We start from the raw sequence: 14,201 nt of genomic DNA, 5'->3' as shown, positions 1-14,201 counted from the left end.
TCAGCAAGCTTGTCATCGACGCTTTTTAATCGATGTCATTTAATTCCTTAACATCGTTAACAATGATGCGAGGTGTTTTGCTGGCAGCCGGTTAATCAGTGGCGCTTTGCTAGCTTGTTGTCTTTTCTCTGCTGTTCTTTCTATAAATAAAGAAGCTATAGAAGAAGCTATAAAGGAAGAAGGCCAACAAAGAAGCTGGCATAATAAGAGAACAAAACTCAGCTTACACCTGTTCATGTTATCAGTTTTGATTAAAAAATACACAAATTAACGGGTGATATTGAATTTTGTAAATACTCAGGCCTAAATCTGCATTAGTTCTTGTCAATATGTCAAATCTCTGTATAATTCGCGCCCACTGTCCAAAGCAACTGTTGTAATAAAGAAGCCCAAGGACGTGTTTAGCGGGTGTTTGTCTAGGTCAATCAGTGCCTTCTCATGGTTTATACAACCTGAAGTGTCACTCCTTTAGAAAGCACCGCGCGACGTATTCATTTATGTGTTTCGATGTATAAATGAACACTAGCACGCTAACTATGAACAGGATCCCGATTGGGGATCACCGGTTTACGCACATCTTTTCAGCCTAATTTCAAACGAAATAAAGGGGCGTGAAAAGATGAATTTTTTTGTTCTTTCGATTGGAGCTTAATCGATGCCAAATCAAAGAATTCGTATTCGTTTAAAAGCGTTTGATCACAAGTTGATCGATCAGTCTACAGCGGAAATCGTTGAAACAGCTAAGCGCACTGGTGCTCAGGTAAGTGGTCCTATTCCACTTCCTACGCGCAAAGAGCGTTACACTGTGTTGATTTCTCCGCACGTAAACAAAGACGCGCGTGATCAATACGAAATCCGCACACACAAGCGTTTAGTAGACATCATTGAACCGACTGATAAAACAGTTGATGCTTTGATGAGATTGGACTTGGCCGCCGGCGTTGATGTTCAAATCAGCCTAGGCTAACAAGAGAGGGTAATAACAATGTCGATTGGTCTTATCGGTCGTAAAGTGGGCATGACTCGCATCTTCACAGAAGATGGCGTATCAATCCCTGTGACTGTTATTGAAGCGACCCCTAACCGTGTGACTCAGTTACGTACTCAGGAAGTTGACGGTTACCGTGCACTTCAAGTTACCGCTGGCACCAAAAAAGCAAATCGTGTAAATAAAGCGGCCGCTGGTCACTTTTCTAAAGCTGGCGTAGAAGCTGGTCGCGGTTTGTGGGAGTTCCGTTTAGAAGACGGTGAAGGTAACGAAATGGAAGTGGGCAGTGAAATCACTGTTGAAATCTTCAACGATACCAAAAAAGTGGACGTAGCAGGCACATCAAAAGGTAAAGGTTTCCAAGGCGGTATTAAACGCTGGAACTTCAGCCACCAACGTATGACTCACGGTAACTCACTATCTCACCGTGCACCGGGTTCAATTGGTCAAAACCAATCACCTGGTAAAGTTTTTAAAGGCAAGAAAATGGCCGGTCAGCTTGGTAACAAGCGAGTGACTACCCTGTCTTTAGAAGTTGTACGCGTTGATACTGAAAACAACCTTTTATTAATCAAAGGTGCCGTACCTGGCGCACCTGGTAGTGACGTAATCGTCAGACCAGCTGTTAAAGCGTAACTGGGAGTGAACTGATGGAATTAACATTGAAAGACGCCAAAGGCGCTCTTGAAGTATCAGACGCCACTTTTGGTCGTGAATTTAACGAAGCTCTAGTTCACCAAGTCGTAGTGGCTTACGGTGCTGGCGCTCGTCAAGGTACTAAAGCGCAGAAGACTCGTTCTGAAGTACGCGGTGGCGGTAAGAAGCCATGGCGTCAAAAAGGCACAGGCCGCGCACGTGCTGGTACTATCCGAAGCCCAATCTGGGTTGGCGGTGGTCGTGCATTCGCTGCTAAGCCTCGTAGCTTCGAGCAAAAAGTAAATAAAAAGATGTACCGTGGTGCAATTAAAAGCATCTTATCTGAATTGGTACGTCAAGATCGTTTAATCGTAGTTGAGAAGTTTGGTGTAGATACGCCTAAAACTAAAGAGCTACTGGTTAAACTAAATGAATTAGAACTGAAAGACGTATTAATTGTAACGGCTGAAGTAGATGAGAACTTGTTCTTAGCTTCTCGTAACCTTTACAAAGTAGACGTACGCGACGTTCAAGGCATTGACCCGGTAAGCCTAATTGCTTTTGAAAAAGTAATGATGACTACCGACGCAGTGAAAGCACTTGAGGAGGCCTTAGCATGAACCAAGAGCGTTTATTAAAAGTGCTAGTAGCACCTCATGTTTCTGAAAAAGCTACCTTAGCTGCTGAAGGCGCAAATACATTTGTGTTTAAAGTTGTTAAAGATGCGAACAAAGCGGAAGTGAAAGCAGCAGTTGAATTGTTGTTTGAAGTAGAAGTTGAAAATGTTCGTACCGTTAACTGCAAAGGCAAAACTAAGCGTTATGGCCAGAACTTTGGCAAGCGTAGCGATTGGAAGAAAGCTTACGTTTCACTTAAAGAAGGCCAAGACATCGACTTCGTCGGTGCCGGTGAGTAAGGGGATTAGACATGCCATTATTGAAAGCTAAACCTACTTCTGCTGGTCGTCGTCACGTTGTTCAGGTAATCAACCCTGACCTACATAAAGGTGCACCATACGCTCCATTGCTAGAAAAAAATAGCAAGAGCGGTGGTCGTAACAACAACGGTCGTATCACAGTTCGTCATATCGGTGGTGGTCATAAGCAACACTATCGTGTAATTGACTTTAAACGTAACAAAGACGGCATTCCAGCCAAAATTGAGCGTTTAGAATATGATCCAAACCGCTCTGCGAATATTGCACTTGTGCTATATGCAGACGGTGAGCGTCGCTACATCTTGGCTCCTAAGGGCGCACAAGCGGGCAACGCAATCCAATCTGGTTCTGGTGCACCTATTAAACCTGGTAATGCTATGGCAATGCGTAACATTCCAGTAGGTACAACAGTACACGCGATTGAAATGAAGCCTGGCAAGGGTGCACAAATTGCACGTTCTGCTGGTGCGTATGCACAAATCTTAGCGCGTGAAGGCACTTATGTGACACTTCGTTTGCGTTCAGGTGAAGTGCGCAAAGTATTAGCTGACTGCCGTGCAACTATCGGTGAAGTAGGTAATGCAGAGCACATGCTTCGTTCACTAGGTAAGGCTGGCGCTACTCGCTGGCGTGGTGTTAGACCAACAGTTCGTGGTGTTGCCATGAACCCGGTTGATCACCCGCACGGTGGTGGTGAAGGTCGTACTTCTGGTGGTCGCCACCCAGTAACACCTTGGGGTGTTCCTACCAAAGGTAAGAAAACCCGAAGCAACAAGCGTACTGATAAACTTATCGTACGTCGTCGAAACAAGTAAAAGCGAGGATTCACCATGCCACGTTCTCTCAAGAAAGGTCCTTTTATTGACCTGCACTTGCTGAAGAAGGTAGAGGCTGCAGTGGAAAAAGGCGACAAGAAGCCAATTAAAACTTGGTCTCGTCGTTCTATGATCATCCCAGATATGATTGGGTTGACCATTGCGGTCCATAACGGTCGCCAACACGTTCCTGTATTTGTCAGTGACGAGATGGTAGGCCACAAGTTGGGCGAATTTGCGCCTACGCGTACTTACCGTGGCCATGTCGCGGATAAGAAAGCCAAACGTTAAGGAGACAATAATGGAAGCATTAGCTAAACACCGTTTTGCTCGTACGTCGGCTCAAAAAGCACGCTTAGTTGCAGATCAAATTCGTGGATTGCACGTTGAAAAAGCGTTAGAGCTTTTGACGTACAGCCCTAAGAAAAGCGCAGCGCTAGTCAAGAAAGTTCTTGAGTCTGCCATTGCGAATGCTGAAAACAATGAAGGCGCAGATATTGACGAGTTGTCAGTAGCTAAAATCTTTGTTGATGAAGGCCCAACTATGAAGCGTATTAAGCCACGTGCCAAAGGCCGTGCTGATCGCGTATTTAAGCGTAGCAGTCACATTACCGTGATTGTCGCGGATAACTAGGAGTAGATTATGGGACAGAAAGTTCATCCTACCGGTATACGCCTGGGTATCAGCAAACCATGGACATCGACCTGGTACGCAAATACTGCAGAGTATGCCGACAATTTATATAGCGACCACCAAGTTCGTCAGTATCTGACTAAAGAACTTAAAAACGCTTCACTTTCTAAGATTGTGATTGAGCGTCCAGCTAAAAGCATTCGTGTGACTATTCACACTGCTCGCCCTGGTGTGGTTATTGGTAAAAAAGGTGAAGACGTAGAAAAACTTCGCAATCACATTACTAAGCTTGCCGGTGTGCCAGCTCAAGTAAACATTGCAGAAGTACGTAAGCCTGAACTTGATGCACAACTAGTAGGCGATTCAATATCTAGCCAACTAGAGCGTCGTGTTATGTTCCGTCGTGCTATGAAGCGTGCGGTACAAAATGCAATGCGTTTAGGTGCATTAGGTATAAAAGTAGAAGTAAGTGGCCGTTTAGGTGGCGCTGAAATCGCACGTAGCGAGTGGTATCGTGAAGGTCGTGTACCTTTGCATACATTCCGTGCTGATATCGATTACGCGACATCTGAAGCATTAACCACTTACGGGATCATTGGCGTTAAAGTCTGGATCTTCAAAGGTGAAGTGTTAGGTGGATTACCACTTGAACAAGAGCAGCCAGCTCAAGCACCTAAGAAGAAAGGCCGTAACGCTAAGCGAGAGGGCTAATCATGTTACAACCAAAGCGTACGAAATTTCGTAAAATGCATAAAGGTCGTAACCGTGGTCTTGCTGTTGCGGGTAGCAAAGTAAGCTTCGGCACTTTTGGCCTTAAAGCTATTGGCCGTGGTCGCATGACCGCTCGCCAAATCGAAGCGGCACGTCGAGCAATGACTCGTCATGTTAAGCGTCAAGGTAAAATTTGGATTCGAGTTTTTCCTGACAAGCCAATTACTCAAAAGCCTCTTGAAGTTCGTCAAGGTAAAGGTAAGGGTAACGTTGAGTATTGGGTTTGCCAAATTCAACCAGGCCGTGTGTTATACGAGATGGAAGGTGTTCCTGAAGCGTTAGCACGTGAAGCCTTTGAATTAGCTGCAGCTAAATTGCCGTTTAAGACAACCTTTGTAACTCGGACGGTGATGTAATGAACGCGACTGAACTTAAAGAAAAGAGTGTAGAAGAGTTGAATGCTGAATTGTTAAGCTTGCTTAAAGAGCAATTTAACTTACGCATGCAGCACTCTACCGGTCAGCTTGAAAAAACTGACCAACTTAAAACGGTACGTCGTAGCATCGCACGTGTTAAAACTATTTTAACTCAGAAGGCTGAATCGTAATGAGTGAACAGAAAATCCGTACACTACAAGGCCGTGTATCAAGCAACAAAATGGATAAAACCATCACGGTTGTGGTAGAACGTTTTGTTAAGCACCCGATTTACGGGAAGTTTATTAAGCGCTCAACTAAGATGCACGCTCACGACGAAGCTAACGTGTGCAACGAAGGCGATATCGTCACTATTACAGAATGTCGTCCTTTGTCTAAGAACAAAACTTGGACTTTGGTAGACGTAGTAGAGAAAGCTCGCGAAGTTTAATATAAACTGAATTGAGTCTTAAAAATTAGAAACGCTGTCCTTTTGGATGGCGTTTTTTTTTGCTGAAATTTAATGACCGTGCTTGAGCAATAGTTCACTTAATTATCAGTTGTTCGCCCAAAGCCTTCTGCCACTATTGCATAGTCATTGCTTTCCACTTATTCTTTAGTAGCGATGAGTTAGTACACGGATGGTAATTCAATCTTCAGGCATTCGTCTGTGACAAACGTCATTCAATTTTGTCTCCAACATAGAAGGCTGCATGCATTTATTCTTTTTCCCAGACTACACATCTACCAATCCTTATCAACGATTGCTGTACTGTGAGTGTGCCGAAAATAATCTGACCACCTCTTATGCCGATATTACCAGTGCCATTGCCTTTTTAAGAGAGCATGCGGGCGAGCAGGCGATATTTCATTTGCACTGGCAAAATGTGATCACTGGTGTTGCTCAAAGTGCTCATGAGCATCGCATTTTGGCCAAGGCTTTTTTGAGCGAGTTAGCAATATTTAAGGGGCTAGGCGGAAAGGTCGTTTGGACTATCCATAATAAACTGCCACACGATGTTAAATTTAAGCGCGCTGAGTTGGAGTTTCATCAGAGCCTGTCGAATGCCGTTGATGTTATTTTACTGCATGATGAAAACACCTTCGCGCTGATTAACCAGACCTATGCCATTGCTCCTTCAAAGGTGCGATACATCAAGCATGGTCACTACATCGACGTTTACGCCAACGAGCTTTCACAATCTGAAGCCCGAGAGAAACTGTCGATACCTAACGACCATTTTGTGTATTCCTTTATTGGGCAGTTGCGCCCCTACAAAGGCTTAGACGATTTTGTTGATGCATCTTATGGCCTCACACATCAAGAGAGAGTGAGTGGCTTAATTGCGGGTAAACCGGTGTGGCCTTATCACATAGGCAAAGTGAATCAAATGTGCAGTGCGCTACCGCATTTGCATGTGTTTGAAACCTACATTGCCGATATTGACTTACAACTATATTTGAACGCGTCGGATGTACTAGTATTTCCTTACAAAGAAGTCCTAACCTCAGGCAGCATTATATTAAGTTTGTCGTTTGGCAGGCCTGTAGTCATCCCCAAAGTTGACAGTTTTAGGGCGTGGTTTGATTTACCCTTTGTTTTTACCTACGAGCAAGAGGGTGTTCATGGATTAGAGCATGTACTTAAAGAGGTCAGTAAAGTCTCTCGCCCTGAACTTGCTCTGTTAGGTGAGCAAGCGTTTGAATTTGCAAAAACACTCGATTGGCAAGAGTCTAGCCAGCAATTAGTGGCGCTAGCAAAAACAATCTTAGCGCAGAAACATAATGAATATATTGCCGAATATGAGAACAAGCGCGTTAATCTAAGTTGCAACAATACCGTTGAGCAACCGTCGGATGACGACATCGCAGTATGTGTAGTTAACTTTTACTCTCATGCACAGGTACGCGCACTTAGCCGTTCGATAAGCATGGCTACCAAGAAAAGCGTTAAACTCTTTGTGCTCGACAATTCGGTAGATGAACAAGAATACATTGCACTGTGTTCAAATCCTTATATTGATTACAGCTTTAAAAGCGCATCTAATTTAGGATATGCCAGTGGCAATAATGCGCTTATTAGTATTGCAAAAGCCAAAGGCTTCAAAATATTCAGCATACTCAACCCCGACATTGAAATACGCGACGATGTATTTTCCGCGCTTACGCAAAACATCGTCGAGCAAGCCAATGCAATATACTCCCCGCTCATTTTGCGAAACAATCAAAGCATCTCTTTTTTCAAAGCAAGTATTCGCTCTAACGATGGCAAGCTTGAGATTGAGCATGAACTCGATGGTGCACCTAAAGACTTTGCACCTAAAGGCATGTTTGAAAGCGATACCCTGAACGGGTGCGCCTTGTTTTTTCATGCCGATATAATAGAGCGTTATGGCTATATTCCTGAAGATTACTTTTTGTACTTTGAAGAAACCGACTGGACAAGCAGTGCCAAGCAACAAGGCGCTCAGCTATTGGTAAATTCACGGGTGTCGCTGCTGCACTTAAAAGAAAGTCAGGCAGGCGGTGTACCAAGCCTGTCTTACGTCTATTACTTGCTGCGTAATGCACTGCATTTTGCTCGTAAACATAATTACGACATCGGCAAAACAGAAGCTAAATACAAAAGCAGTTTTGTTAAACCATGGGTAGAAGTGCTGAACAAACGAGCGCCTCGTTTAGTGGCCTGTTTTAAAGCAGTTTGCCAACTTGCTTTCGAGCATGGATACGATGGCGTTAAGGGCGAGCAAGATTTTTTATCTCAAATTCATCGGCTGTCGGATTATAAAGGTAAACCCGATGGCTATATTGAAGCGCGGAGTAAAAAAGGCTTAGTAGGCTGGGCAGTAAGTGATGCAGGGGTAAATGCAGCGCCTGCCGAAATACTGGTGCTGATCAACCAGCGTTTTGTAAAGTCTTTTACTTGCGACAAGCGACGCGATGATATGAATCAGCTTGGCTACAACGTGCAAGCCGGCTTTGATATTGACATTCAGCATGCATTTAATGCCAATAATGTTGAGCTAATCAACGCGGTTTCGCTTAAAAAATTAGGTAAGCTAGGGGGCTTTTTGCAAACGCCGTCAAAGCCTTATCAGTACACCATCAAAAAGCGCTTCCAACTCAATCAAGTCAAAGGTTTTATCGATGGGTACAGCGACGGCAAATTAGTGGGCTGGGCATGTGACAGCGAGCATCCAGATATTCCGGTTGAACTTGAGCTATTTATTAACGACTCGAGCGCGGCGATTGCGATTGCCTCTCATTTTAGGCCAGAGCTTGCTAGGCAAAAAGGCATCAACGAAAACTGTGGTTTTGTTTTTCATATCGACCCGGCAATGATGAAAAAGAAAGCTAGTGAGTGCGTGATCAGAGTGCGTGGTCGGCCCGGGATTTTATTGTCACGTAGTTTTGAATTAAGAAAAAATACCAAAAACTTTGATACCAAAATCGAGCTCCAAAGCTTTTTTAAATGGTCGTACGTAAACGGCATGACGCCCTACGGTGTGTTCGAGCGCTCTAAAACCCTCAAAGCTCAAATTAAAGCGCAAAAACTCAGCCTTATTGAGCAGGCAGCCTATCTTTGTGATGCTAATAATAGCAACTACCCTCTAGTTTCGGTGATCATGCCTGCGTTTAATCGACAATCAGAAATTAAGATGGCGATTACGTCTTTGTTTAATCAGTCGTACACGCGCTACGAATTGATTGTGATAGACGACGGCAGCACCGACGAAACCGCAAACGTGGTAGAGGAAATTTGCAGAAACAACGCCCAAGCGCAAACGATTAACTTAATAAAACAGCCCGTGAATCTCGGCGTGTCGGCCGCTCGTAATGCTGGGCTGAAAGCCTCTAAGGGCGACATAATCGCGTATCTCGACACCGACAACGAATGGGATGCTGACTATTTGGCTATTGCCGTTGATCATTATCTCAAACATCCTGAGGCTGAATCGGCTTATGCAGGGCAAGAGGTTTGGTATGTAGACCCTTATAATCAGCAAGAATTTAGAACCAATATTCGCCTACTACCCTTTAACCGCTCCTCTTTAGAAAACGGTAACTTTATAGATTTAAACGTATTTAGTCACACCCGCAGCGCCTTGGAAAAATATGGCATTTTCAGAGAAGATATGCGGCGTTTAGTCGATTGGGAATTAATTTTAAGATATACCGAACAGCGCCCACCAGTTTTTATTCCGGCCTTGCTGAATAAGTACTATGTTGGCCTAGCTGACAATCAAATTACCACTGTTGAGCCATACGAGAGCAATATTTTGAAGTTGCTGGAGGCGGTTAAATGATGCAGGTATTTGTGTTTTTTGAATCAGCCAAGCGGGCGATGCGCGTTTATAATGCGCTGAATGTAAAGCTTGACGACAACACAGCAGGTTTGGATATTCGTCTGTTCCCGAACAAACGCTTAACGCAAAGTGAGCGCACGATGCTTAGCTCTGTGTCGGCGCAAATTGCGAGCAGTAGTGATTTAGAGCAAGCCTTCAAAGCCGCGTCGGAGCAGCTCGATATAAATAAAGAGCTTATTATTGTGCGCGATAACATTGTGCCACTTTCTAACTGGTTCACCACACTGACGAACATGAAAAGCCGCTATCGCTCTATGCAATCTTGCTTTGGCAGGTGGTATTTAGCGCCTATTGAAGGGCGGGGCGTGGTGAGTAACGCTAGGCTTGGTTTTAAGTTTTTTGATGCAACACCTCGGGCAATTGCAGATCACGTAGTAGATTTATGCTCGCCTTCGGCGGACCATGCCCGCGCGGTTACACGCTTTCCTTTGTTTTTTAACTGGTTTAGCGAGTCGATGGCATCATCACTTAAAGAAGCACTAAAAAGCTGTGAATCTTTTGATGGCTTAGAGGATGCGATTGCGCAGTTATACGAAGATGAAAACACGCAGTATTTGTATCTTCCCGATATTGAAAGTATTGACCAAGCACTGCTTGAATGAGCCTAGCTTGAGTCAGTTAATTATGCAGAGTCGAGCTAACTTTTGACGCCATCACAACAACCACAACGATCATTTCATGGCTTTATTGAGCAGGCACGAGCAGGCGTTTTGTATGGCTGGGCGGCTGCAAGAGAAGATGATCAAGCGCTCTCTATTATAGTATTGGCCGATGGCGTAAAAATAGGCGAGGGCCTAGCCAATGTATATCGAGAAGATTTAAAAACTAACGGCATTCATCAAGGTCGTCATAGTTTTAAGATTACCCTCGATATTGACCCAGCCATTGCTATGGACGCTGCGCTAGTATTAATAGAAGGTCATTCGCTTAGTCCAATCACGACCAATCAGTTTAGGCTGCAATACCGGCCCTTAAGTTTTCGAGCTAGGTTTAGCGGCATCACAAAGGGCTATTTGTACGCTGAGTTAGACGGCGGTGCGGCTGAGGATTTAAGTCGATTTTCCTTATTAATTGATGAAACTCAGCAAGTGGCCGCCAGCGCGAACATTCCTGCTAGCAATAACACTATTCGCTTTTTATTACCTAATCATTTGGCCGACAAGCATCACCATCTTTTTCAGTTAATAAGCAAAGGCACACCGCTAGCTTTAGCTACGGCAACTTACATTGTTGACCCTATTGTGACAGCTTGGGAGAATTTAAAACACTCTTATAACGAGCCTGGATTTTTAGGTTTAGCACGCAGCGCAGATGCCCGTTACGAATCCCTCAAGTATCAAACTGATGCAGCAACGGCCTCACAAGATTACAGCTATTTTCCCAACATAGTTCGCGCACACGATGTGCTATGCCAAAGCTATCAAGCACGAAGCGACTTCCCAAAGCTTAGCTTAGTAGCGCAAGCGAGCCCACTTGTATCGGTAATTGTTGTTGCCTCAGGAGACTTTGCGCGCACATATCATTGTATTGCGTCTTTAATATTGGCATTTAACAAAACGCCCTTTGAAGTGATACTAGCCGACAACGCTTGCGAGGATAAAACCGCACAGGCTGAAAGTTATATCGAAGGACTTGTTGTATCGCGTCAAAAACAGAGAGTGAGTTATGCCGCATTGTGCAATCAAGCAGCATCTCTTGCCTGCGGACAATATCTTATTTTTGTAGATGATTCAGCCGAAGTAAGTTCGTATTGGATTGATGAACTCATCGCCCCCATGCAAAGCAATGCCAACATCGGTTTAACGGGCCCTAAAGTGACCAATGCAAAAGGCCAATTGGCCGCAGCGGGCAATATTGTGTGGGCCAATGGCGAAGTTGATAAAGTGGGGCAGGGCGATAACCCCTTAGCGCCCGAGTACAATTATAATCGCTACGTAGATGCGCTTGGGCCACAAGTACTTTGTATTCGCAAAACCCTGTGGGAGCAGTTACGGGGCTTTGGTGAAGCAGAGGCTTGCTCTTCATTAGAGCTATCTGCAGTAGAGTTATCGTTAAAAGCCAAAGCTGCAGGTTTTAACACCTACTACAGCCCCTTTTCGCAAGTCCTGCTGTGGAATGGCGAAACCTTGCAAGAGCAAAGCGCAGTTGAGCCTTTGCGGGTAGCTCACAAATGGCTTGAGATGCTTGAGAACAATGGTTCTGCCAAAAATCGCAATGTGGCACTGCAAAAAGATCGTGAGGTATCTAGCAGGGTCTTAATTATTGACTATATTTCACCCGACACAAGTCGAGACGCCGGCAGTTATGCCATGCTCCAAGAGATGAAACTCATGCAAGCAATGGGCGCAAAGCTCACCTTCTTACCCGAAAACATGGCCCACTTTGGCAAGCTTACTAGCAAGTTGCAGCGTATGGGTGTTGAAGCGATTTATGCGCCGATGTATATGTCGGTAGGGGAGTTTTTACAAAAACGGCTTGCGGAGTTTGATGCGGTTTATATATTGCGCTACTACGTAGCCGAAAAGTATATCGACTACATTCAAGCAAAATCGCGGGCCAAGGTGCTGTTTAACAATGCCGATTTACATTTTTTACGCGAGATGCGATTAGCAGAAAACAAACCCAACGACGCTGCATTGATGGAAAAAGCCATACAAACCCGAGCAGCCGAATTAGAAGTGTGCAAAAAAGCCGATGCGGTGCTTTGCTACAACCCCATTGAACACGAGGTGATCGCCTCTTTTATTGGCGGGCGTGAAAAAATGTATATCACGCCATGGGTTTTAGAGCCTAAAGCACAGTTTACAAGCTTTACCGAGCGCAGCGGCATATCCTTTTTAGGTAGCTTTACTCACAACGCAAATTTAGAAGCCCTAGAGTACCTATGTAACAGCATAATGCCCGCGCTTTACAAGGCACGCCCCGACATTATTTTATACGTGTATGGCAGTAAAATGCCCGCAAACATGAAGCAGCTTGAATGCGACAACATCAAAATGCTTGGTTTTGTGGAGTCTTTAGATAGCGTATTTTTAGAGCATAAAGTATTTATCGCGCCTCTGTTATCTGGTGCGGGAATAAAAGGCAAGGTACTCGAAGCGATGTCGTACAAGCTACCCACTGTACTGACCGATGTTGCAGCCGAAGGAACCGGCCTCGTAAACGAACAGAGCTGCTTACTGGCGAATTCAGTAGAGCTATGGGTGGAACAAATTATCCGCTTATACGACGATGAGATGCTGTGGAATAAGCTTGCTACTCAGGCAGGCAAGTTGGTTGAGGAGCGCTACTCTTTTGAGCATGGTTTAGAGGCGATGAAGGGGATTTTTGATGGGGTTTTGGTTTAGCTAGGGGTTTTAAGTAAGTTTTAATATTCTAAATAAGGGCTATTAATTGCTTTTTGTCGCTTAATAGCATATCTAAAGGCTTTTAATTTAACTGTCCTTATAAAGTCTGTTATGCTACTTTTAAGTTTTAATATACTTCGTAAGGGCTTTTATGACGGTTGCAGAAATCGCCGAGCTCATCGGCAGCAGAGTCAAACAATACCGATTAAATAGAGACTTAACGCAAGAAGACTTAGCTACTCTAGCATCGCTCTCGCTAAATGCTATTAAAAAAGCTGAAGCAGGTAAAAGTACTCTAGAGACTTACGTGTCGATTATGAAAGCTCTAGATCTTACCGAGCAATTTCTAAGTGCATTCCCCGATTATGGCGTGTCTCCTATTCAACTGCTAAAAGCTAAAGATAATCAAAAGAAACGCGCAAGTGGTAAAACAGTGATTCAAACTTTAAATGAAGAGGAGTTAGACTGGTAGTTGCGACCATAGAAGTTAACTATACTAGCTGTTGGTACAAGTGCAGGTGGGGCAAGACCTAAAGCCGTTCTGGCTTTTGACGACGATTTCAAAACCGTTCGGTCTGGGCAAGGAGAAGTACCACCGGGCTATACGCACTACTTGCTTAAGTTTGACGGTGTAAAGGAGCGTGACCCGACAGAGCAAACTTTTGGTGATCCACTCGGTTATGGTGCAATGGAGTATGTTTACTATTTGATGGCTAGCGAGGCTGGTATCAATATGATGCCATGCCGTTTACTTGAAGAGGGTAATCGTCGCCATTTTATTACCAAACGTTTTGACCGAGTTGGTAATGAAAAAGTTCATGTACAAACACTTACTGCCATGGCTCATGTTAACTATCAAGATGTGGGAAAGTATTCTTATGAAGAACTCTTTAAAGTTGCAAGAGAGTTGCGTCTACCAAAAGAGGATGCCTTGGAGCTGTTTCGCCGTATGGTGTTTAATCATGTAGCAACCAACCATGATGATCATAGTAAAAATTTTGCATTTATGTTGGTGCAAAACAAATGGCGGCTAACGCCAGCTTACGATGTTGCTTTTAGTTACAAGCCAGGCAATCCTTGGGTAGAACAACACTGGATGAAGTTAAATGGCAAACGCTCTGGCCATACGAGAGCTGATTTTAAAGCGTTAGCACAAATTCATTTGCCAAAAATTTCAGGAAAGGATATCGATGATATTATAGATAGGGTTGTTGAGGCGGTTTCCAAATGGCCTGAACTCGCTAAAAAGCATGGTGTTCCGGTACCTCTTGCCAAAAGTATTGGAAAAAATATACACCTAAACAACTACAATTAGAGCTCAAAGAAAAAATCAAAGCGCATTTATAACTG

Annotated in this window: 16 protein-coding genes; all 16 read left to right on the top strand. The window is 44.2% G+C overall.

The features are described 5' to 3' along the window. The first annotated feature begins 655 nt into the window (after positions 1 to 655). The 16 genes from rpsJ (at position 656) to ACFO4O_RS12750 (ending at position 14,166) form a co-directional block, all read left to right on the top strand. Complete coding sequence (gene rpsJ, locus ACFO4O_RS12825; RefSeq protein ID WP_010179497.1) at positions 656 to 967, top strand: 30S ribosomal protein S10; 312 nt, start codon at positions 656 to 658, stop codon at positions 965 to 967. 18 nt (positions 968 to 985) lie between these two features. After that, positions 986 to 1,624 carry a 50S ribosomal protein L3 gene (gene rplC / locus ACFO4O_RS12820; protein WP_382409142.1) on the top strand — a complete coding sequence of 213 codons (639 nt, stop codon included), beginning with the start codon at positions 986 to 988 and terminating at the stop codon, positions 1,622 to 1,624. A 14-nt stretch (positions 1,625 to 1,638) separates the two neighbouring features. Then, entirely contained in the window at positions 1,639 to 2,244 is a 606-nt protein-coding gene (gene rplD, locus ACFO4O_RS12815) for a 50S ribosomal protein L4 (RefSeq protein WP_382409140.1), read from the top strand. Next, a complete protein-coding gene (gene rplW / locus ACFO4O_RS12810) occupies positions 2,241 to 2,540 on the top strand; it encodes a 50S ribosomal protein L23 (protein WP_382409138.1) in 300 nt (99 codons plus the stop codon). The genes rplD and rplW overlap by 4 nt, the downstream gene beginning before the upstream one ends. A gap of 11 nt (positions 2,541 to 2,551) precedes the next feature. After that, the gene (gene rplB / locus ACFO4O_RS12805; protein ID WP_382409136.1) at positions 2,552 to 3,376 is read left to right on the top strand and encodes a 50S ribosomal protein L2; all 825 of its coding nucleotides are present in this window, start codon (positions 2,552 to 2,554) and stop codon (positions 3,374 to 3,376) included. Positions 3,377 to 3,391: 15 nt separating this feature from the next. After that, a complete protein-coding gene (rpsS, locus tag ACFO4O_RS12800) occupies positions 3,392 to 3,667 on the top strand; it encodes a 30S ribosomal protein S19 (RefSeq protein ID WP_207611515.1) in 276 nt (91 codons plus the stop codon). 10 nt (positions 3,668 to 3,677) lie between these two features. After that, positions 3,678 to 4,010, top strand: a complete 333-nt coding sequence (rplV, locus tag ACFO4O_RS12795; protein ID WP_382409134.1) for a 50S ribosomal protein L22 — start codon at positions 3,678 to 3,680, stop codon at positions 4,008 to 4,010. A gap of 9 nt (positions 4,011 to 4,019) precedes the next feature. Then, positions 4,020 to 4,721, top strand: a complete 702-nt coding sequence (gene rpsC / locus ACFO4O_RS12790; RefSeq protein WP_382409132.1) for a 30S ribosomal protein S3 — start codon at positions 4,020 to 4,022, stop codon at positions 4,719 to 4,721. 2 nt (positions 4,722 to 4,723) lie between these two features. Then, positions 4,724 to 5,137, top strand: coding sequence for a 50S ribosomal protein L16 (gene rplP / locus ACFO4O_RS12785; RefSeq protein ID WP_382409130.1), 414 nt, complete (start codon positions 4,724 to 4,726; stop codon positions 5,135 to 5,137). Then, positions 5,137 to 5,328 carry a 50S ribosomal protein L29 gene (gene rpmC, locus ACFO4O_RS12780; RefSeq protein ID WP_382409128.1) on the top strand — a complete coding sequence of 64 codons (192 nt, stop codon included), beginning with the start codon at positions 5,137 to 5,139 and terminating at the stop codon, positions 5,326 to 5,328. The genes rplP and rpmC overlap by 1 nt, the downstream gene beginning before the upstream one ends. Continuing rightward, positions 5,328 to 5,588, top strand: a complete 261-nt coding sequence (gene rpsQ, locus ACFO4O_RS12775) for a 30S ribosomal protein S17 (RefSeq protein WP_382409126.1) — start codon at positions 5,328 to 5,330, stop codon at positions 5,586 to 5,588. The genes rpmC and rpsQ overlap by 1 nt, the downstream gene beginning before the upstream one ends. Positions 5,589 to 5,850: 262 nt before the next feature. Beyond that, complete coding sequence (locus ACFO4O_RS12770; protein WP_382409124.1) at positions 5,851 to 9,444, top strand: glycosyltransferase; 3,594 nt, start codon at positions 5,851 to 5,853, stop codon at positions 9,442 to 9,444. Continuing rightward, a complete protein-coding gene (locus ACFO4O_RS12765; protein ID WP_382409122.1) occupies positions 9,441 to 10,106 on the top strand; it encodes a hypothetical protein in 666 nt (221 codons plus the stop codon). Before ACFO4O_RS12770 ends, ACFO4O_RS12765 begins: the two co-directional genes overlap by 4 nt. Positions 10,107 to 10,148: 42 nt before the next feature. Continuing rightward, on the top strand, positions 10,149 to 12,851 hold the full coding sequence (locus ACFO4O_RS12760; protein ID WP_382409120.1) for a glycosyltransferase: 2,703 nt from the start codon (positions 10,149 to 10,151) through the stop codon (positions 12,849 to 12,851). Positions 12,852 to 13,002: 151 nt separating this feature from the next. Then, entirely contained in the window at positions 13,003 to 13,323 is a 321-nt protein-coding gene (locus tag ACFO4O_RS12755) for a helix-turn-helix domain-containing protein (RefSeq protein WP_382409118.1), read from the top strand. Between the two features lie 21 nt (positions 13,324 to 13,344). Next, positions 13,345 to 14,166 (top strand): type II toxin-antitoxin system HipA family toxin, encoded by an 822-nt coding sequence (locus ACFO4O_RS12750; protein WP_382409592.1) that lies wholly within the window; start codon positions 13,345 to 13,347, stop codon positions 14,164 to 14,166. The last annotated feature ends 35 nt before the right edge of the window (positions 14,167 to 14,201 follow it).

It is taken from the genome of Glaciecola siphonariae, from assembly GCF_042652645.1.
Lineage (GTDB): Bacteria > Pseudomonadota > Gammaproteobacteria > Enterobacterales > Alteromonadaceae > Glaciecola > Glaciecola siphonariae.
The sequence above is the reverse complement of the archived record's forward strand: the minus strand, read 5'-3'. Positions and strand labels throughout refer to the sequence as shown.

Excerpts from the sequence above, each read along its gene's own strand:
- rpsJ (WP_010179497.1), top strand. The coding sequence starts at position 656 with ATGCCAAATCAAAGAATTCGTATTCGTTTAAAAGCGTTTGATCACAAG.
- rplC (WP_382409142.1), top strand. The coding sequence starts at position 986 with ATGTCGATTGGTCTTATCGGTCGTAAAGTGGGCATGACTCGCATCTTC.
- rplD (WP_382409140.1), top strand. The coding sequence starts at position 1,639 with ATGGAATTAACATTGAAAGACGCCAAAGGCGCTCTTGAAGTATCAGAC.
- rplW (WP_382409138.1), top strand. The coding sequence starts at position 2,241 with ATGAACCAAGAGCGTTTATTAAAAGTGCTAGTAGCACCTCATGTTTCT.
- rplB (WP_382409136.1), top strand. The coding sequence starts at position 2,552 with ATGCCATTATTGAAAGCTAAACCTACTTCTGCTGGTCGTCGTCACGTT.
- rpsS (WP_207611515.1), top strand. The coding sequence starts at position 3,392 with ATGCCACGTTCTCTCAAGAAAGGTCCTTTTATTGACCTGCACTTGCTG.
- rplV (WP_382409134.1), top strand. The coding sequence starts at position 3,678 with ATGGAAGCATTAGCTAAACACCGTTTTGCTCGTACGTCGGCTCAAAAA.
- rpsC (WP_382409132.1), top strand. The coding sequence starts at position 4,020 with ATGGGACAGAAAGTTCATCCTACCGGTATACGCCTGGGTATCAGCAAA.
- rplP (WP_382409130.1), top strand. The coding sequence starts at position 4,724 with ATGTTACAACCAAAGCGTACGAAATTTCGTAAAATGCATAAAGGTCGT.
- rpmC (WP_382409128.1), top strand. The coding sequence starts at position 5,137 with ATGAACGCGACTGAACTTAAAGAAAAGAGTGTAGAAGAGTTGAATGCT.
- rpsQ (WP_382409126.1), top strand. The coding sequence starts at position 5,328 with ATGAGTGAACAGAAAATCCGTACACTACAAGGCCGTGTATCAAGCAAC.
- ACFO4O_RS12770 (WP_382409124.1), top strand. The coding sequence starts at position 5,851 with ATGCATTTATTCTTTTTCCCAGACTACACATCTACCAATCCTTATCAA.
- ACFO4O_RS12765 (WP_382409122.1), top strand. The coding sequence starts at position 9,441 with ATGATGCAGGTATTTGTGTTTTTTGAATCAGCCAAGCGGGCGATGCGC.
- ACFO4O_RS12755 (WP_382409118.1), top strand. The coding sequence starts at position 13,003 with ATGACGGTTGCAGAAATCGCCGAGCTCATCGGCAGCAGAGTCAAACAA.